The following is a 19,366-nucleotide window of genomic DNA, read 5'->3' on the forward strand; positions in this document are numbered from 1 at the left end:
ACGCCACACCGAAGGGGGAGCACGATGGCCAGTGGACCGCCCGCGGACGATCCGGTGCAGGACGCGCCGGAGGTCACCGCGCCCGCGCACGCGGCGGCCGGGCTGCCCGCGATCGGGCACACCCTGAGGGCCGCCCACCGCCAGATGGGGGCGCGGCGCACCGCCGCCACCCTGCTGAAGGTGAACCAGAAGGACGGGTTCGACTGTCCCGGGTGCGCCTGGCCCGAGGGTGAGAAGCGCCATGTGGCCGAGTTCTGCGAGAACGGCGCCAAGGCGGTGGCGGAGGAGGCGACGCTGCGGCGGGTGACGCCGGAGTTCTTCGCCGGGCATCCGCTGTCGGAGCTGGACGGCCGCAGCGGCTACTGGCTGGGCCAGCAGGGCCGGATCACCCATCCGATGTACCGGGAGCGGGGTGCGGACCACTATGTGCCGATCACCTGGGAGCGCGCCTTCGCGATCGTCGCCGAGGAGCTGAACGCGCTCTCCTCCCCCGATGAGGCCCTCTTCTACACCTCCGGCCGCACCAGCAACGAGGCCGCGTTCCTGCTTCAGCTGTTCGCCCGTGAGTTCGGCACCAACAATCTCCCCGACTGTTCGAACATGTGCCATGAGTCGTCGGGGTCGGCCCTCACGGAGACGCTGGGGGTCGGCAAGGGCAGTGTGTCGCTGGAGGATCTGCACCAGGCGGATCTGATCATCGTGGCGGGGCAGAATCCCGGCACCAACCATCCCCGGATGCTCTCGGCGCTGGAGCGGGCGAAGTCGTCGGGGGCGCGGATCATCTCGGTGAACCCGCTGCCCGAGGCGGGCATGGAGCGGTTCAGGAATCCGCAGACCCCGCGCGGGATGCTCCGGGGCACCGCGCTCAACGATCTCTTCCTCCAGATCCGGATCGGTGGCGACCAGGCCCTGTTCCGGCTGCTGAACCGCCTGGTCATCGAGGCCGACGGGGCGGTGGACGAGGAGTTCGTCCGGACGTACACCCATGGGTACGAGGAGTTCCGCGAGGCCGCCCTGAAGGCGGAGTGGGACACGACCCTGACGGCGACGGGCCTGGACCGCGCGGGGGTGGAGCGGGCCCTGGCGATGATCCTGGAGTCGCGGCGGACCGTGATCTGCTGGGCGATGGGGCTGACCCAGCACAAGCACGCCGTCGCCACCATCCGCGAGCTGGTCAATCTGCTGCTGCTGCGGGGCGCCGTCGGGCGCCCGGGGGCGGGGGTCTGCCCGGTGCGCGGCCACTCCAATGTGCAGGGCGACCGGACCATGGGGATCTTCGAGCGCCCCGCTCCGGCCTTTCTGGACGCCCTGGAGAAGGAGTTCGGCTTCGCGCCGCCGCGCCACCACGGGCTCGATGTGGTCCGCTCCATCCGGGCGCTGCGGGACGGCGGGGCGAAGGTGTTCTTCGCGATGGGCGGGAACTTCGTGGCGGCGACCCCGGACACGGCGGTGACGGAGGCGGCGATCCGCCGCGCCCGGCTGACGGTCCAGGTCTCCACCAAGCTGAACCGCTCCCATGTGGTGACCGGTGAGCGGGCGCTGATCCTGCCCACCCTGGGCCGTACCGACAAGGATGTGCAGCGTTCGGGGCGCCAGGTGGTGACCGTCGAGGACTCCATGGGGATGGTGCACGCCTCGCGTGGCAATCTGCCCCCGGCCGGTCCCCAGCTGCTCTCCGAGCCGGCGATCGTGGCCCGGCTGGCGCGGGCGGTGCTCGGGGCGGGTTCGAGGACGCCCTGGGAGGAGTTCGAGGCGGACTACGGGACGATCCGCGACCGGATCGCCCGGGTGGTCCCCGGCTTCGAGGACTTCAACGAGAAGATCGCCCGGCCCGGCGGGTTCACCCTGCCGCACGCGCCGCGCGACGAGCGCAGATTCCCGACCGCGACGGGCAGGGCCAACTTCACGGCGGCGCAGGTGGAGTGGCCCGAGGTGCCCGAGGGGCGGCTGCTGCTCCAGACGCTGCGCTCGCACGACCAGTACAACACCACGATCTACGGCCTGGACGACCGCTACCGGGGCATCAGGAACGGACGGCGGGTGGTGCTGGTGCACCCGGAGGACGCCCGGGAGCTGGGGCTGGCGGACGGCGCGTACACCGATCTGGTGAGCGAGTGGCGGGACGGGGTGGAGCGGCGGGCCCCCGGTTTCCGGGTGGTGCACTATCCGACCGCGCGGGGCTGTGCCGCCGCGTACTACCCGGAGACCAATGTGCTGGTGCCGCTGGACTCCACGGCGGACACCAGCAACACCCCGGTGAGCAAGTCGGTGGTGGTGCGGTTCGAGACACCCGGGACGAGCACTTCCGGGACGGGCGCTTCCGGGACGGGTGCTTCGGAGGCGGGCGCTTCCGGGGCGTCGCCCGCCCCCTAGCCGGGGGTGCGCGCCGTACCCAGGGGGGCGGGGTGCCGCACCCCGCCGGGGTGTGATCTTTCCTCCGGGGGAATCCCCGCCCTCGCCTAAGCGTTCGCTCAGCCAAGGTGATAGGAACGGTGGCCAGAGCACGCGACCGCACCGAGATCGGAGTCGGCCCATGGGCGAGCAGCCTTCCGTGAAGTTCCCGCACGAGGTCCTGGAGGAGTACGCGGCGCTCGGGGTGGATCTCACCGCGCTGTTCTCCGCCGGGCATCTCGGCAGCCGGATCGGGATCCAGGTGGTGGAGGCGTCGGCGGAGCGGGTCGTCGGCACCATGCCGGTGGAGGGGAACACCCAGCCGTACGGGCTGCTGCACGGGGGCGCGTCGGCGGTCCTCGCGGAGACCCTGGGTTCCATCGGCGCGATGCTCCACGGCGGTGTCTCGAAGATCGCGGTCGGGGTCGACCTCAACTGCACCCATCACCGGGGGGTGCGGTCGGGGCTGGTGACCGGGGTCGCGACCCCGGTCCACCGGGGGCGGTCGACCGCGACCTACGAGATCGTCATCAGCGACGAGCGGCAGCGGCGGGTGTGCAGCGCACGGATCACCTGCCTGCTGCGGGACGCTCCGGCGACCGGGGATCGGACGACCGAGGGCCGGACGGCCGGCGAAGACCGGACGGCCGGGGGCCAGACGACCGGGGCGGGGACCGACAGTACGGCCTGAGGCGTCGACCCTCCCGGGGCCACCCGGGGCCACCCGGGGCCACCCGCACGGGACCGGCCCCCTGGCGCCCCACCCCGTAACACCGCACCCCGCAAGGCCCCAGCCGGGGCGCCACGGCACCGTCGGCGGCCCGCACCGCCCCTACGCACAGCGACCGCCCGGATCATCTGTGTGTCCCCGGCGGCCGGACCGTCGGCGGCCGGCCACCCGTCCGACCCTCCGGCGCCCGGCGCGCCGTACTCGGCGCGGGAGCGGGCCCGACGGCGCGGAAGCGGCGCGGGGGCCGTGCGGAACGCAAGGGTCCGAGGCCCCGCCCGCCCCTCGGGAGCACCCCTGGAGCGCCTCCCCGGCACCGGGACCCCGCACCTCCGGCCCTCCGCGCCCCCACCGGCCGACGGGGGCGCCCCGGGCGTGTCCCGTCCGGCGCCGACCGCACGGCAGGGCCGCCCGGAGCCCTCCCGGATGCCTGACGGGACATCAATTCCCGTATGCCCCACTGAAGATCGGGTGTCACGGGAGTGACGCACCCCGTCCCGGACCCATCACCCCCGGCCCGGCGCACGGCCTCCACCGCACCCTCCCCGACCCTCTCCGGCCCCCGCCGGGCCTTCCCCCGACCGCCGGAGGGACGAGTTCCGGACACCGGGCGCCCCCGGGCGCGCGGGCACCCCCGGCGGACGGGTGCGGCGCGCGGCCCGTAACGACACGCCGGGCCCCGCCACCACGCCGCGATACCCCTCGGCACCCTGGGGGGCAGTACCAGGACACACCCCTCCCCCATCGAAAAATATGACCCTCCGTAATCACCGTCCGGAGGGGGGAGTCCGGCATCCGTACGCCGCGCGCCGCCCTCCGGGGCGACAACCGGACCCCAGGGGCACCCGCACCCCTGTCAGCACCATCACCCCCTCAAGGCCCTTAGCAGTACTGGCCGTTACGGACTTTTGAACAGATGTTTCATGACCCCAATCGCCCGATCTGCCCCACTCCCACCATCAACTCTTGGCCAGGTCATAACAAGAACGTCACATCCTGACGACCGTAGTGACCCTCCCCCTGGCATGCGCTTAGAGTCACCGCCAGTTACCGCGCCGCCGGGCGCAGTCAGCACGGCCCGTGTACCTCCATGTACGGCCCGGCGACCTCACGGCACCTCAGGAGAGGGGCCGCGCCAGGGAAAGGACTCATCGTGCGCAACCGTTCCTTGCTCATACTCACCGCCGTGGTCACCACGGGGGCCCTGTCTCTCACCGCCTGTGGATCGCGCGACGACGGCGGGTCCGATAGTGACAAGGGCGGAAAGACCACCGTGGTCATCGGCGTCGACGCCCCCCTGACGGGCTCGCTGTCGGCGCTCGGCCAGGGCATCCAGAACTCCGTGGACCTCGCCGTGAAGACGGCGAACAAGAACAACGAGGTCCCCGGCATCGAGTTCAAGATGACGGCCCTGGACGACCAGGCCATCCCCGCGTCCGGGCAGGCCAATGCCCAGAAGCTGGTGGCGGACAAGAACGTCCTCGGCGTCGTCGGCCCGCTGAACTCCGGTGTCGCCCAGTCGATGCAGGGCGACTTCGCCAAGGCGAACCTGGCCCAGATCTCCCCCGCCAACACCAACCCGGCCCTCTCCCAGGGCGACGACTGGGCCAAGGGCACCAAGAAGCGGCCCTTCGCGACGTACTTCCGCACCACGACCACCGATGTGATCCAGGGCAAGTACGCCGCCCAGTACCTCTACCAGGACGCCAAGAAGCGCAAGGTCTACATCGTCGACGACAAGCAGACCTACGGCGCCGGCCTCGCGGCCATCTTCAGCCAGGAGTTCAAGCGCCTCGGCGGCAAGGTCGTCGGCACCGACCATGTCACGGTGAAGGAGACGGACTTCTCCAGCACCGCCGACAAGATCAAGTCGTCCGGTGCGGACGCGGCCTACTTCGGCGGCCAGTACCCCGAGGGCGGTCTGCTCTCCGACCAGATCAAGAAGGCCGGGGCGAAGATCCTCACCATGGGCGGTGACGCCCTCTACGACCCGGCGTTCATCAGCGCCTCCGGTGAGTCCAACGACGGTGACATCGCCACCGGTGTCGGCCACCCGATCGAGAAGCTGGCGACCGCCAAGGAGTTCGTGGCCAACTTCGAGGCCGGCGACTACAAGGACCCGTACGGCGCCTACGGCGGCTACGCCTACGACGCGGCGTGGGCCATCGTGCAGGCCGTGAAGACGGTCGCCGCCGCCAATGACGGCAAGATCCCCGGCGACGCCCGCGCCAAGGTGACCGAGGCCCTCTCCAGCGTCTCCTTCTCCGGTGTCACCGGCCAGGTCGCCTTCGACGAGTACGGCGACACCACCAACAAGCAGCTCACCGTCTACACCGTCAAGGACGGCAAGTGGACGGACCTGAAGAGCTCCACCTTCAAGGACTGACCCGGGCCGTTCCGCCCCGTTTCCCCTGAACCAGCCGCGCGAGGGCGCACACAGCGCCCTCGCGCGGAGTCATATCCGACACGCTCATCGGAGGCTCTGCGGTGAACGAACTGCCGCAACAGCTGGCGAACGGCCTTGCCCTGGGTGCCCTCTACGGTCTTATCGCCATCGGGTACACCATGGTCTACGGCATCGTGCAGCTCATCAACTTCGCCCATGGCGAGATCTTCATGATCGGGGGCTTCGGCGCCCTCACCATCTACATCTGGCTCCCGAGCGGTGTGTCGCTGCCGGTCGCGATCCCCTTGATGATCATAGGTGGAGCGGTCGCGGCCGTGGCCGTCGCGACCGCCGCCGAACGCTTCGCCTACCGTCCCCTGCGCGGTGCTCCCCGCCTCGCACCCCTGATCACGGCGATCGGTCTCTCCATCGCCCTCCAGCAGATCGTCTGGGGCTTCTACCCCGACGCCAAGAAGCACAAGAGCTTCCCCGAGTTCGGTGGCGAGGCGTTCCGGGTCACCGACCATCTGCTGCTCCAGCGCGCCGATGTGTTCGTGCTGGTCCTGGCCCCGCTCTGCATGCTGGTCCTCGGTCTGTTCGTCTCCAAGAGCCGCAGCGGACGGGCCATGCAGGCCACCGCCCAGGACCCGGACACCGCCAAGCTCATGGGCATCAACACCGACCGGATCATTGTGATGGCCTTCGCCATCGGCGCTGCCTTCGCCGCCGTCGCGGCCGTCGCCTACGGCCTGGACAAGGGCCAGATCAACTTTGAGATGGGCTTCATCCTCGGGCTGAAGGCGTTCACCGCCGCGGTCCTCGGCGGGATCGGCAACATCTACGGGGCGATGGTCGGCGGGGTCGTCCTGGGGCTCGCCGAGTCCCTCTCGATCGCGTACATCGAGGAGATCCCCGGTATGCACCAGCTCGGCGGCGGTGCCTGGTCCAACGTCTGGGCCTTTGTCCTTCTCATCCTCGTGCTGCTCGTCAGGCCCCAGGGTCTGCTCGGTGAGCGCGTCGCGGATCGGGCGTGAGAACCATGACCACTGACACCACCAAGGCCACCGCGCCGGCCGGTCCCACCTCCTCGTACCCGCCCCGGGCGGTGCTCTGGACCACCGTGGCGGGCGGTGCCGCCACCATCGCGAGCGCCTTCCTGGCCTGGACCTTCACCTCCGAGTTCCCCGGTGATCTCACCGTCTACGGCTATCCGGGCGGCCTCCAGATCCTCACCCTCGCCGCGGGCGTCCTCGTGGTCGTCGGCGCGCTGGCCGTGCTCGGCGTCAAGGGGCTGCGCTGGCTGGTGCCTGCGGGGGGCACCCGGGCGCTGCGGATGTTCGCCCTCGGGGCGTTCGCCGTCACCTGGTTCACGGTCGTCGCCATCGCCGTCCAGCTCGGCGGGCTGGTCAATCTGGAGCCCGGCGGCTTTGTCGCCGCGGTGGCCTCGGCCATCCCGCTGGTCTCCTTCCTCCTCCCCGATGACACCCACCGGGCGGAGCGCGCCCGGGAGCTGCCGTCCTGGGCCGAGATCCTGATCATCGTCGCCGTCTTCGGCTTCGGTCTCACCGTGATCACCTATGGCATCGACACCGAGGGCGCCGAGCTGTTCAGCGGCTATCTCGTCACGGTCGGGTTCGCCACCGCCGGTCTGATCAGGTCGGGGGCGGTCGCCCGGCTCTCCGCGCTCACCGCCCGGTACCGCCAGGTCACGATGATCTCGGCCTTTGTCGCCGCGGCGGTCTTCCCGTTCACCCAGAACACCGATATGTACACCCTGATCGCGGTCAACATCCTGATCTTCGCGACCGTGGCCCTGGGGCTCAATATCGTCGTCGGCCTCGCCGGTCTGCTGGACCTCGGCTATGTGGCCTTCCTCGGGGTGGGCGCGTACACGGCGGCGCTGGTCTCCGGCACCACCGCCTCCGCGTTCGACGTCCAGTTCCCGTTCTGGGCCTCGGTGCTCACCGGGGCCCTCGTCTCGCTGATCTTCGGCGTGGTCATCGGCGCCCCGACCCTGCGGCTGCGCGGCGACTACCTCGCCATCGTGACCCTCGGCTTCGGCGAGATCTTCCGGATCGCGATGGGCAACCTGGACGGGGTCTCGGGGCCGCACATCACCAATGGCCCCAATGGCATCCCCAACATTCCCGACCTGGAGTTCTTCGGCTACAACTTCGGGGAGTCGCACACCGTCCTCGGATTCCAGCTGGGCTCCTACGCCAACTACTACCTGCTGATGCTGCTGGCGATGGTGCTGGTCGTGGTGGTCTTCACCCGGGCCGAGAACTCCCGCATCGGGCGTGCCTGGGTGGCCATCCGCGAGGACGAGACCGCCGCGACCGCCATGGGCATCAACGGCTTCCGGGTGAAGCTGATCGCCTTCGCGCTCGGCGCCACCCTCGCCGGCCTCGCGGGCACCGTACAGGCCCATGTCCAGCACACCGTGGTACCCGAGATGTACCAGTTCGCCGGGCCGGTGCCGCCCAACTCCGCCTTCCTGCTGGCCGCCGTGATCCTCGGCGGCATGGGCACGGTCAGCGGGCCGCTGCTGGGCGCCACGCTGCTCTACATGATCCCGGCCAAGCTCCAGTTCCTCCAGGACTACCAGCTCCTCGGCTTCGGCATCGCGCTGATCCTGCTGATGCGCTTCCGCCCCGAGGGCCTGATCGCCAACCGCCGGGCGCAGCTGGAGTACCACGAGTCCGATCAGACCGACGTACCGGACAAGCCGCTGGGCGAGTCGGGCGCCGGCCTCTCCAAGGCGGGGGCGTGACACCCATGACCACCACCACCGACAGCCCCGCCGTGCCGGTCCTGGACGCCACCGGGGTCACCATGCGGTTCGGCGGTCTGACCGCCGTCCGCTCGGTGGACCTCACCGTGGGGGCGGGCGAGATCGTCGGTCTCATCGGCCCCAACGGCGCCGGTAAGACCACCTTCTTCAACTGCCTCACCGGGCTCTATGTCCCCACCGAGGGGCAGGTCCGCTTCAAGGGGACGGTGCTGCCGCCGAAGCCGCATCTCGTCACCACGGCGGGGGTCGCCCGTACCTTCCAGAACATCCGGCTCTTCGCCAATATGACGGTGCTGGAGAACGTCCTGGTCGGGCGGCACACCCGGACCAAGGAGGGGCTCTGGTCGGCGCTGCTGCGCGGGCCCGGCTTCAAGAAGGCGGAGGCCGCCTCCCATGAACGGGCCAGGGAGCTGCTGGAGTTCGTGGGTCTGAGCGCCAAGGCGGATCACATCGCGCGCAATCTCCCCTATGGCGAGCAGCGCAAGCTGGAGATCGCGCGGGCGCTGGCCAGTGATCCCGGGCTGCTGCTGCTGGACGAGCCCACGGCGGGCATGAACCCGCAGGAGACCCGGGCGGCCGAGGAGCTGATCTTCGCCATCCGGGACCAGGGGGTGGCGATCCTGGTGATCGAGCACGATATGCGTTTTATCTTCAATCTCTGCGACCGGGTGGCCTGTCTGGTGCAGGGCGAGAAGCTGGTGGAGGGCACGGCCGAGGTGGTCCAGGGCGACGAGCGGGTGGTCGCCGCCTATCTCGGTACGCCGTTCGAGGGGGCGCCCGGCTCGGAGGAGGTCGCCGAGGTGGAGGCCGCCGAGGCCCACAGCGGCGGCCGTACGAGCGGTTCGTTCGGCCCCGCGTCCGCCGGTGACGGCACCGCGGGTGAGGAAGGGAAGGGCCAGTGACCGCACTCCTTGAGGTCGAGGACCTGCGGGTCTCCTACGGCAAGATCGAGGCCGTGAAGGGGATCTCCTTCAGTGTCGAGGCGGGTCAGGTGGTGACCCTCATCGGCACCAATGGCGCGGGGAAGACGACGACCCTGCGGACCCTCTCCGGGCTGCTGCGGCCGACGGCGGGGCGGATCGTCTTCGACGGTCAGCCGCTGGGTACGGTCCCGGCGCACCGGATCGTCGCGCTGGGTCTGGCCCACTCGCCGGAGGGGCGGCATATCTTCCCCCGGCTGACCATCACGGAGAACCTCCAGCTGGGCGCCTTTCTCCGGACCGACAAGGCGGGGATCGAGCGGGACATCCAGCGTGCCTATGAGCTGTTCCCCATCCTCGGGGAGCGCAGCAGGCAGGCGGCGGGCACGCTCTCCGGCGGTGAGCAGCAGATGCTGGCGATGGGGCGGGCGCTGATGTCCCGGCCGAAGCTGCTGATGCTGGACGAGCCCTCGATGGGGCTGTCGCCGATCATGATGCAGAAGATCATGTCGACCATCACCGAGCTGAAGCGGGACGGGACCACCATTCTGCTGGTGGAGCAGAACGCGCAGGCCGCGCTCTCGCTGGCGGACCGGGGTCATGTGATGGAGGTCGGCAGCATCGTGCTCTCGGGCACGGGCCGGGATCTGCTGGTGGACGAGTCGGTCCGCAAGGCGTATCTGGGCGAGGACTGAGGAGCGTCCTCCGGTGGTACGGGGGTACGCGACCGGGCCCGCATCCCGTAGGGGAGGCGGGCCCGGGGCACGGCGCGGGGAGGGCTGTTACTGCCCCTTCGCCGCCTTCTTCTCCTCGGAGTCCTGGATGACCGCCTCGGCGACCTGCTGCATGGAGAGCCTGCGGTCCATGGAGGTCTTCTGGATCCAGCGGAAGGCGGCCGGCTCGGTCAGCCCGTACTCCGTCATGAGGACGCTCTTGGCCCGGTCGACCAGCTTGCGGGTCTCCAGCCGCTGGGAGAGGTCGGCGACCTCCTGCTCCAGCGCCTTCAGCTCGGTGAAGCGGGAGACGGCCATCTCGATGGCGGGGACGACATCGCTCTTGCTGAACGGCTTGACCAGGTAGGCCATGGCTCCGGCGTCCCGGGCGCGCTCGACCAGCTCCCGCTGGGAGAAGGCGGTGAGCATCAGGACGGGTGCGATGGACTCGGCGGCGATCTGTTCGGCGGCGGAGATACCGTCCAGGATCGGCATCTTCACATCGAGGATGACCAGGTCGGGCCGGTGCTCACGGGCCAGGTCGACCGCGCGCTGGCCGTCCCCGGCCTCCCCGACGACCGCATAGCCCTCTTCCTCCAGCATCTCTTTGAGATCGAGCCGGATCAGGGCCTCGTCCTCCGCGATCACCACGCGGGTCGTCAGTGGAGGAATGTGCGATGCGTCGCCTTCGGCGGCGGGCTGGGGCGAGTCGGGGGCGGTCACGGGACTCCTCATTCCAAGGCAGGGTGCTCCCCATGAGCCTACCCAGCTCCTGTAAGGTGGGGACACGAAGGGTGTCCCAACCCCTTTGTTTCCAAGGGCACCCCGGTAGCCCAGCGGTAGAGGCAGTGGTCTCAAACACCATCCAGCGTGGGTTCGAATCCCACCCGGGGTACTTTACCTATCTTTCCAAGGTCACGATTGAGGCCCCTCACGTAGGGGCCTCCTCGCGTTTTCCGTGACCCCGTCAGTGGAAGCTCTCGCTCTCCCCGATGCGGTGCACCCGGACCAGATTGGTGGAGCCGGCCACTCCGGGCGGCGATCCCGCCGTGATCACCACGAGATCACCGCGACGGCAGCGGCCGATCCTCAGCAGCTCCTCGTCCACCTGGGCGACCATCGCGTCGGTGGATTCCACCCGGGGCCCGAGGAAGGTCTCGACACCCCAGGTCAGGGTGAGCTGTGAGCGGGTGGCCGGGTCGGGGGTGAAGGCCAGCAGCGGGATCGGCGAACGGTAGCGGGAGAGCCGCTTCACCGTGTCCCCGGACTGGGTGAAGGCCACCAGCAGCCCCGCCCCGAGGAAGTCCCCGATCTCCGCCGCGGCCCGGGCCACGGCCCCGCCCTGCGTCCTCGGCTTGTTCCGCTCGGTCAGCGGGGGCAGCCCCTGGGCCAGCACATCCTCCTCGGCCGCCGCGACGATCCGGCTCATCGTCCGTACCGTCTCGACCGGGTACTTGCCCACACTGGTCTCACCGGACAGCATCACCGCGTCGGTGCCGTCGAGCACGGCGTTGGCGACATCGGAGGCCTCGGCACGGGTGGGCCGGGAGTTGTCGATCATCGAGTCCAGCATCTGGGTGGCGACGATGACCGGCTTGGCGTTCCGCCGGGCCAGCTTGATCGCCCGCTTCTGGACGATGGGGACCTGCTCCAGCGGCAGCTCGACCCCGAGGTCGCCGCGGGCGACCATGATGCCGTCGAAGGCGGCGACGATGCCCTCGATGTTCTCGACCGCCTGCGGCTTCTCGATCTTGGCGATCACCGGGACCCGTCGGCCCGCCTCGTCCATCACCCGGTGGACGTCCTCGATGTCCCGGCCGCTGCGGACGAAGGAGAGCGCCACCGCGTCCACACCGATCTCCAGCGCCCAGCGCAGATCGGCGATGTCCTTCTCGGAGAGCGCGGGGACGGAGACCGCGACCCCGGGGAGATTGAGCCCCTTGTGGTCGGAGACCATCCCGCCCTCGATCACCGTGGTGCGCACCCGGGGGCCCTCGACGGCCGTCACCTCCAGGGTGACCTTGCCGTCGTCGACCAGTATGCGCTCACCGGGCGTGACATCGGCGGCGAGACCGGCATAGGTGGTGCCGCAGCCGGTGCGGTCGCCCGCGTGCTCCTCGACGGTGATGACAAAGGTGTCCCCGCGTTCGAGGAGTACGGGCCCCTCCTGGAACCGCCCCAGCCGGATCTTCGGGCCTTGAAGGTCGGCGAGGACTCCGACGCTCCGGCCGGACTCGTCCGACGCCTTGCGGACGCGGTGGTACCGCTCCTCGTGGTCGATGTACGAGCCATGGCTGAGATTGAAGCGGGCCACATCCATTCCGGCCTCGACCAATGCCTTGATCTGGTCGTACGCATCGGTGGCCGGCCCGAGGGTACAGACGATTTTCGCTCGGCGCATGGGCCCGACCCTACGCCTTACCGATGGGTAGAACGTGGGCCTCCGGTGAGTCCTCAATAACCTTGGCACGCAAGGACATTGACAACTGTTGAACTGTGCGCGACCCCGCTCCCATGAGCGCGATTCGGGCTCCCCCAGGGCCGGAATTCCGTATTCCGGCCCTGTCTCCGGCCCGGCCCCCCACCCGGGTGTCACTCGGTGTCACCCGAGGGGGGACCCTCCCGGGTCAGAGCCGGGGCGGGGACATCAGAAAGCGCGCGGTGACCTGAGCCTGGACGGTCTGGCGCTGCGGCTCCAGATCGAGCGCGGGCACCGACTCCGGCCCCCCGCCCCCCGCGAAGGCCGCCATGCGCAGACCCCCGTCCAGAGCGCCGTACGGAACTGGCTGCTCCGCTCCCTGGTCCGCCAGCTCCACCAGGGCGGTCAGCCGGGCGCCCAGGGCCTCCGCGTACTCACGGGCCCGCTGCACCGCCTCCCGTACCGCCGTCCGCCGGGCCTCGCCATGGGCGGGTGAGTCCGGTCGCAGCGCCCACCAGGGGCCGTCGATGCGGGTCAGCTCCAGATCGGCGAGGCGGGTGGTCAGCTCGCCCAGCGCGGTGAAGTCCCCCAGCTCGGCGCTGAGACGCACACTGCCCTGGTACGCCCGTACCCGCTCGCCCCGGCCGGACCGGGTCAGCTCCGGGCTGATGGAGAACGCGCCCGTCTCCACCTTCTCCACCGCCTCCCCGTACGACCTGATCAGCTCCAGGGCGGCGGCGTTGCGGCGGGTGAGGTCGTCCAGGGCGGCCCGCCGGTCGGCGCCCCGGGCGCTGACGGTGACCCCGATCCGGGCGATCTCCGGGTCGACCTCCAGCCGGGCCTCCCCGATGACGGCGACCCGGGGCGCCTCGGGTGTCCCGAAGGGCACGGGCCCCGGGTGCACTGCGGAAACTGCGGGGACGGGTGCGTCGGCGGTCAACGGTGGCCTCCCTCGTACGGCGGTCCGTCCGGACGGCGCGGACCGCGGCGATGGGCACCAGAGTACGGACGGCCCGCCACCGCCCGTCGCCACCGGGTCGGTGCCACCGCCCGCCGGGGCCGCCGGGTCCGGGCCGCCGTCCGCGGAAGCCACGCGGCGGCCACCCGGGTCAGAACCCCCCGGCGAGCGGGGTCAGCTGCACCGACTGCCCCGGGATGGCGGAGGCGGGGGCCCGGTCCAGACCGAAGCTGGTGAAGGCGGTACGGCGCGGCAGCGGATACGGCTCCTTGCCGGTCAGGGTGTTCAGGATGGCGGCGCTGCGCCAGGCCATGAGGCCCAGGTCGGGGGTGCCCACGCCATGGGTGTGGGTCTCGGCGTTCTGCACATAGACCGAGCCGGTCACCGAGCGGTCGAGGAGCAGCCGGAAGTCGCGGTCGATCCGGGGCCGGCCGGCCGAGTCATGGCGCTGATAGGGCTCCAGACCGGCCAGCATCGCCCCGACCGAGCGGTTCCGGTAGCCGGTGGCGAGGACGACGGCCTCGGTGGTCAGCCGGGTGCGGGCGCCCTGCTGGACATGTTCCAGATGGAGTTCGACCCGGGTGGTCGCGAGCCGGCCGGCGGTCCGCACGGTGACCCCGGGGGTGAGCACCGTGTCCGGCCAGCCGCCGTGCAGGGTGCGGCGGTACAGCTCCTGGTGGATGGCGTCGATCGTCCGGACGTCGATGCCCTTGTGGAGCTGCCACTGACGGGGGATCAGCCGGTCCCGGGTGGGCTCGGTGAGGGCGTGGAAGTAGTCCGTGTAGTCGGGGGTGAAGTGCTCCAGGCCCAGCCGGGAGTACTCCATGGGGGCGAAGGCGTCGCTGCGGGAGATCCAGTGGAGGCGTTCGGCCCCGGCCGGGCGGTGCCGGAGCAGATCGAGGAAGACCTCGGCACCGGACTGGCCGGATCCCACGACGGTGACATGGCCCGCCGCCAGCAGCCGGTCCCGGTGGGCGAGATAGTCGGCGGAGTGGATCACGGGGGCGCCGGAGGCGGTGGTGAGGGGGCGCAGCGCCTCGGGGACATGGGGTTCGGTGCCGACGCCGAGGACGATATTGCGGGCGTGGGTACGGCCGAGGGCCTCGGCCGCGCCGTCGGGGCCGGTCCGGGTGACGTCGACTTCGAACACCTGGCGTTCGGGGTTCCAGCGGACGGCGTCGACCCGGTGGCCGAAGTGGAGGTCGGGGAGGTGGTCGCCGACCCAGCGGCAGTAGGCGTCGTACTCGGCGCGCTGCACATGGAAGGTCTGGGCGAAGTAGAAGGGGAAGAGCCGGTCGCGGCCGCGGAGGTAGTTGAGGAAGCTCCAGGGGCTGGCGGGGTCGGCGAGGGTGACGAGGTCGGCGAGGAACGGCACCTGGAGGGTGGTGCCCTCGATCAGCAGCCCGGGGTGCCAGCTGAAGCGGGGGTGCTGTTCGAAGAAGGCGGTGGCGAGTCCGCCGGGGACGCCGTGGGCGAGTGCGGCGAGGGAGAGGTTGGACGGGCCGATGCCGATGCCCACCAGGTCGTGGGGCTGATCGGGGGCGGCTGTGGGCAGGGCGCTCATGTGGGGGTGCTGCCTTCCACGAGGTCGATCAGACGGGCCAGGTCATCAGGGGTGGTGTGGGGGTTGAGGAGGGTGGCCTTCAGCCAGAGGCGGCCGTCGGCGCGGGCCCGTCCGAGGACGCAGCGGCCCTCGGTGAGCAGGGTCCGGCGGATGGCCGCGATCTGTTCGTCTTCGGCGTGGGTGGGGCGGAAGAGGACGGTGGTGAGGGTGGGGTGCTCCCACAGCTCCATCCGGGGGTGGGCGGCGACCAGGCGGGCGAAGTGCCGGGCGCTGTCCATGACGGTGTCGACCAGCTGGGCGAGGCCGTCCCGGCCGAGGGCCGCGAAGGTGACGGCGATCTTGAGGACATCGGGGCGCCGGGTGGTGCGCAGCGAGCGGCCGAGGAGGTCGGGGAGTCCGGCGTCGGTGTCGTCCTCGGCGTTGAGGTAGTCGGCGGTGAGGCCGAGGGGGGCGAGGCGGTCGCGGTCGGCGACGGCCAGCACTCCGGCGGCGACCGGCTGCCAGCCGAGTTTGTGCAGGTCGAGGGTGACGGAGTCGGCGCGGTCGAGGCCGTCCAGGAGGGGGCGGTGGCGCTCGGAGAGGATCAGGCCGCCGCCGTAGGCGGCGTCGATGTGGAGTTCGGCGCGGTGGCGGGCGCAGAGGTCCGCGATGGCGCGGAGGGGGTCGATCCGGCCGGTGTCGGTGGTGCCCGCGGTGGCGACGACGAGCCGGGGGCCGGGGAGGTCGCCGAGGGCGGTGTCGAGGGCGGCGGGGTCGAGTCCGCCGTCGCCGGGGAGGGTGACCGGCGCGGGCAGTCCGAGGAGCCAGGCGGCCCGCCGGACGGAGTGGTGGGCGGCGGGGGAGCAGAGGACCCGGAGGGGGCCGGGGGCGCGCTCCCGGGCGAGCAGCAGGGCGAGGTGGTTGGACTCGGTGCCGCCGCTGGTGATCACGGCGTCGGGGGCGGGGGCGCCGGGGTGGATCTCGGCGGCGAGCGCGGTGGTGACGGCGGCTTCGAGGGCGGAGGCGGCGGGGGCCTGGTCCCAGGAGTCCAGGGAGGGGTTGAGCGCGGAGACGGCGAGGTCGGCGGCGGTGGCGAGGGCGAGGGGCGAGGTGTGCAGATGGGCGGCGCACGCGGGGTCGGCGGGGTCGGCGGAGCCCCGGGCGACGGCGTGGACCAGCCGGTGCAGTGCCTCGGCGGCGCCGGCGCCGTGGCGGGGCAGTACCTCGCCGACGGCCCGGCGCAGCGCGTCGCCGACCGCGTCGGGGCCGCCGGCCGGCAGGGGCCCGCCCCGGTCGGCCGCGCCACCGCGCAGCGCGTCGAGCACGGTCTCCAGGAGGGGGCGCAGGGCATCGGCGCCGGTGGGCCCCCCGGCGAGGGGCGGCAGGGGCGGCGGGGTCGCGGGCATACGGGGTCCTTCGGCGGGTCGTCGTCTGCTCAACGAGCGGGGGGCGGGGGAGTTTTGGGTGGGGTGCGTATGGGTACGGGGTGGTCTCCCCCGAGCGCGCCCCGCCGAAGCCCGGTTCCGGTACGGGAATGTCCCCCGGCGCCCACGCCGCCCGGCGCACCCGTGACCTGCCGAGGACATCACGACGGCCGGGCCCGTCACCCGGCCGGACGCGTCGGAACGTCCGCCGGAAACCCGGACCCCGGCCCCGGAACGCCGAACGCGGGTCACGGGACGCGAGAGGGGGTTCCTCACGGTCCGGCCGCCCGGGCCACGCGCGACGCATCGCGGAGCCCGGCGGACGGCGGACGGCACCTGGCCGGCGCGGGACCTCGGGAGCACCGCGTGCCCGCGCGGGCGGTGGTCTCCGGGAACGGCTGTGCCCCGGCCGGGGCCGGGGCACAGGGGGTCGGGTGCGGGGTGGGGCTAGTCGGTGACGGAGGCGCGGACCGCGAGGGCGCGGCGGAGGTCGTCCAGCTGGTCGGCGAGCCTGCGCCGGAGCGCGGGCAGCAGACCGGGCCGGTCGAGCGCCGCCTCCCCCTGGCGCAGGGTCTCCTCGTCCACCGCGTGCAGCGGGAAGGCGTATCGCCCCGCCGCCTCCGCGATGGCCGGGCCCCGCCGCTCGGCCAGGTCGATGACGGCCGGCCAGAAGCGCTCGATGTACTCCCGTACCAGCTCGGCCTGCTCCGGCTGCCAGAAGCCCTGCGCGGTGGCGGTGAAGAGGTAGTTGGTGAGCGTGTCCGAGGTGTACATCCGCTCCCACGCCGCCGCCTTGGCCTCGGCGGTGGGCAGCGCCGCCCGGCAGCGGGCCGCGCCCTCGCGCCCGGTGGCGCTGGGGTCCAGCTCCAGCTCCGCGGCGATGGCGCGCTCGTCGACCGCGCCGAGGACGGCCAGCCGGTAGAGGATCCGCCAGCGCAGCTCGGGGTCCAGCTCCGGCCCCCCGGTGACGCTGCCGTCGGCGAGCCACTCCTGGATGGTCTCGGGCTGCGCGGCGGCGGCGATGGCATGGCGTACGGCGATCAGCCGCAGCCCCGGGTCGCTGCCGTCCTCGGTGCGGCGCATCAGCGCCCGGCAGATGTCGCGGATCACCCCGAGCGCCGCGGGGCGCCGCCCGGCGGGCAGGCAGCGGTCGGCGATCTGTCCGGCGGCGAAGGAGAGGACGCCCTGCACGATGGCGAGGTCGCTCTCGCGCGGCAGATGGAGGCGGGCGGCCTCCAGATACTCCAGGGGGGCGAGTTCCCCGTCGCGGACCATGTCCCGGGCCGCGTTCCAGATCACGGCGCGGGTCAGCGGGTCCGGCACCCGGGAGAGGATCCGTACCGCGGTCTCCCAGGAGGTCGCGTCGAAGCGGATCTTGGTGTAGGTGGTGTCGTTGTCGTTGAGGACGACCAGGGCGGGGCGGCGGCCCGGGAAGGGTCCGGCGGGCTCCGTCTGGGGGATGTCCAGGTCGAACCGGCTCCGGACGACGACCCGCTCGGGGTCGACGGGGTCGAGGTCGTACGCGCCGACGGTGACGCGGTGTGGGCGCCCGCCGTCCCGGGCGACCGTCAGCGACCAGGTGCCCCCGGTCTCGGTGACGGCGGGCCGCAGGGTGTCGACGCCGGTGGTGCGCAGCCACTCCTCGGCCCAGGCGTGGACATCGCGGTCGGTGGCCCGGCCGAGGGAGTCGATGAAGTCGGCGAGGGTGGCGTTGCCGAATTTGTGCCGGGCGAAGTGGTCGTTGATCCCGGTGAGGAAGTCCTTCTCGCCCATCCAGGTCACCAGCTGCCGCAGTGCGGAGGCGCCCTTGGCGTAGGAGATGCCGTCGAAGTTGAGCATCGCGGAGGCGGTGTCGGGGACGGCCTCGGGGTCGGGGGCGACGGCGTGGGTGGAGGGCCGCTGGTCGGCGTCGTACCCCCAGCCCTTGCGGTTGACGGCGAAGTCGGTCCAGGTCTCGGTGAAGCGGGTGGCCTCGGTGAGGATCTGGAAGCCCATGTACTCGGCGAAGGACTCATTGAGCCAGAGGTCGTCCCACCAGACCATGGTGACGAGGTCGCCGAACCACATATGGGCCATCTCATGGGCGATGACCATGGCGCGGGTCTGGCGCTCGGTGTCGGTGACGGCGGAGCGGAAGACGAACTCGTCCCGGAAGGTGACCAGACCGGGGTTCTCCATCGCGCCCGCGTTGAACTCGGGGACGAACGCCTGGTCGTAGGAGTCGAAGGGGTAGGGCTCCTCGAACTTCTCGTGGTAGCGGTCGTAGCACTGCCGGGTGATCTCGAACAGCTCGTCGGCGTCCGTGTCGAGGTGTTCGGCGAGGGAGCGCCGGCAGTGCAGTCCGAAGGGGAGCCCGGCGTGCTCGGTGCGGACGGAGTGCCAGGGGCCGGCGGCGACGGCGACGAAGTAGGTGGCGAGCGGCGGGGTGGGGGCGCAGCTCCAGACGCCGTCGCCGCGGTGGGTGGCGACCCCGTTGCCGAGGACGGTCCAGCCCTCGGGGGCGGTGACGGTCACCTCGAAGACGGCCTTGAGGTCCGGCTGGTCGAAGGCGGCGAAGACGCGCTGGACGTCCTCCATGAAGAGCTGGGTGTAGAGGTACACCTCCCCGTCGCTGGGGTCGGTGAACCGGTGCATCCCCTCACCGGTGCTGGAGAAGCGCATGTCCGCCTCGACGGCCAGCTCGTGCTCGCCCGCGCCCAGCCCGGTCAGGGGGAAGCGGTTCCCGTCGAGGAGGGCGGGGTCGAGGTGTTTCCCGTCCAGCGTGACGGAGTGCAGCAGGGCCGGCTTCAGCTCGACGAAGGTGTCCCCGTCCGCACGGGCGGTGAAGTGTATGACGGACCGGGAGCCGAAGGTCGGCCCGGCCGCTCCACCGTCGTCGGCCGGGTCGGGCGGCCCCCCGGCCGCCCGGGACAGATCGAGGGCGATCGTGTACCGGTGGACGTCGAGGAGCTGGGCACGGATCTGCGCCTCATCGCGCGTGAGTACGGACATGGGGGCCATGCTGCCTGATGGGGGCGGTCGAGCACACGGGGAATGGGTTGCGCTGTGAGCACAGCCACGTGCCCGGACGCCCCGGGGCGCGCCCGGGGCG

The 19,366-nt window shown here is 71.6% G+C and carries 13 protein-coding genes and 1 tRNA gene; 8 read left to right on the forward strand and 6 right to left on the reverse strand.

Annotated features, from left to right (window positions below):
• The first annotated feature begins 24 nt into the window (after window positions 1–24).
• The 7 genes from ABT354_RS14375 to ABT354_RS14405 all read left to right on the forward strand — a co-directional run bounded on the left by ABT354_RS14375 (window position 25) and on the right by ABT354_RS14405 (window position 9,913).
• Window positions 25–2,373, forward strand: coding sequence for an FdhF/YdeP family oxidoreductase (locus ABT354_RS14375; RefSeq protein WP_351493271.1), 2,349 nt, complete (start codon window positions 25–27; stop codon window positions 2,371–2,373).
• A 160-nt stretch (window positions 2,374–2,533) separates the two neighbouring features.
• Window positions 2,534–3,082, forward strand: a complete 549-nt coding sequence (locus ABT354_RS14380) for a PaaI family thioesterase (RefSeq protein WP_351493273.1) — start codon at window positions 2,534–2,536, stop codon at window positions 3,080–3,082.
• A 1,189-nt stretch (window positions 3,083–4,271) separates the two neighbouring features.
• Window positions 4,272–5,504, forward strand: coding sequence for a branched-chain amino acid ABC transporter substrate-binding protein (locus ABT354_RS14385; RefSeq protein WP_351493275.1), 1,233 nt, complete (start codon window positions 4,272–4,274; stop codon window positions 5,502–5,504).
• A 101-nt stretch (window positions 5,505–5,605) separates the two neighbouring features.
• On the forward strand, window positions 5,606–6,538 hold the full coding sequence (locus tag ABT354_RS14390; protein ID WP_351493277.1) for a branched-chain amino acid ABC transporter permease: 933 nt from the start codon (window positions 5,606–5,608) through the stop codon (window positions 6,536–6,538).
• A 5-nt stretch (window positions 6,539–6,543) separates the two neighbouring features.
• Complete coding sequence (locus ABT354_RS14395) at window positions 6,544–8,277, forward strand: branched-chain amino acid ABC transporter permease (protein WP_351493279.1); 1,734 nt, start codon at window positions 6,544–6,546, stop codon at window positions 8,275–8,277.
• A gap of 5 nt (window positions 8,278–8,282) precedes the next feature.
• Window positions 8,283–9,200, forward strand: coding sequence for an ABC transporter ATP-binding protein (locus ABT354_RS14400; protein WP_351493281.1), 918 nt, complete (start codon window positions 8,283–8,285; stop codon window positions 9,198–9,200).
• Window positions 9,197–9,913 carry an ABC transporter ATP-binding protein gene (locus ABT354_RS14405; protein ID WP_351493283.1) on the forward strand — a complete coding sequence of 239 codons (717 nt, stop codon included), beginning with the start codon at window positions 9,197–9,199 and terminating at the stop codon, window positions 9,911–9,913. Before ABT354_RS14400 ends, ABT354_RS14405 begins: the two co-directional genes overlap by 4 nt.
• A gap of 87 nt (window positions 9,914–10,000) precedes the next feature.
• On the opposite strand, the gene ABT354_RS14410 is transcribed toward ABT354_RS14405, so the two are convergent.
• Window positions 10,001–10,654: an ANTAR domain-containing response regulator gene (locus ABT354_RS14410; RefSeq protein WP_351493285.1), complete on the reverse strand. Its 654-nt coding sequence runs from the start codon at window positions 10,652–10,654 to the stop codon at window positions 10,001–10,003.
• A gap of 99 nt (window positions 10,655–10,753) precedes the next feature.
• On the opposite strand from ABT354_RS14410, the gene ABT354_RS14415 reads away from it, so the two are divergent.
• Window positions 10,754–10,826 (forward strand) — tRNA-Leu (locus tag ABT354_RS14415).
• A 72-nt stretch (window positions 10,827–10,898) separates the two neighbouring features.
• Here ABT354_RS14415 and pyk read toward each other — a convergent pair.
• From pyk to pepN, 5 genes are all read right to left on the reverse strand, one after another.
• The gene (gene pyk, locus ABT354_RS14420) at window positions 10,899–12,332 is read right to left on the reverse strand and encodes a pyruvate kinase (RefSeq protein WP_351493287.1); all 1,434 of its coding nucleotides are present in this window, start codon (window positions 12,330–12,332) and stop codon (window positions 10,899–10,901) included.
• Between the two features lie 226 nt (window positions 12,333–12,558).
• The gene (locus tag ABT354_RS14425) at window positions 12,559–13,290 is read right to left on the reverse strand and encodes an SIMPL domain-containing protein (protein WP_502983411.1); all 732 of its coding nucleotides are present in this window, start codon (window positions 13,288–13,290) and stop codon (window positions 12,559–12,561) included.
• Window positions 13,291–13,459: 169 nt separating this feature from the next.
• Window positions 13,460–14,872 carry a lysine N(6)-hydroxylase/L-ornithine N(5)-oxygenase family protein gene (locus tag ABT354_RS14430; protein ID WP_351493291.1) on the reverse strand — a complete coding sequence of 471 codons (1,413 nt, stop codon included), beginning with the start codon at window positions 14,870–14,872 and terminating at the stop codon, window positions 13,460–13,462.
• Entirely contained in the window at window positions 14,869–16,257 is a 1,389-nt protein-coding gene (locus ABT354_RS14435; protein WP_351493293.1) for a pyridoxal phosphate-dependent decarboxylase family protein, read from the reverse strand. The genes ABT354_RS14430 and ABT354_RS14435 overlap by 4 nt, the downstream gene beginning before the upstream one ends.
• 465 nt (window positions 16,258–16,722) lie before the next feature.
• Window positions 16,723–19,266, reverse strand: coding sequence for an aminopeptidase N (gene pepN / locus ABT354_RS14440; protein ID WP_351493295.1), 2,544 nt, complete (start codon window positions 19,264–19,266; stop codon window positions 16,723–16,725).
• Window positions 19,267–19,366: the final 100 nt, after the last annotated feature.

It is taken from the genome of Streptomyces sp. NPDC000594 (genome assembly GCF_040299965.1).
GTDB lineage: Bacteria > Actinomycetota > Actinomycetes > Streptomycetales > Streptomycetaceae > Streptomyces.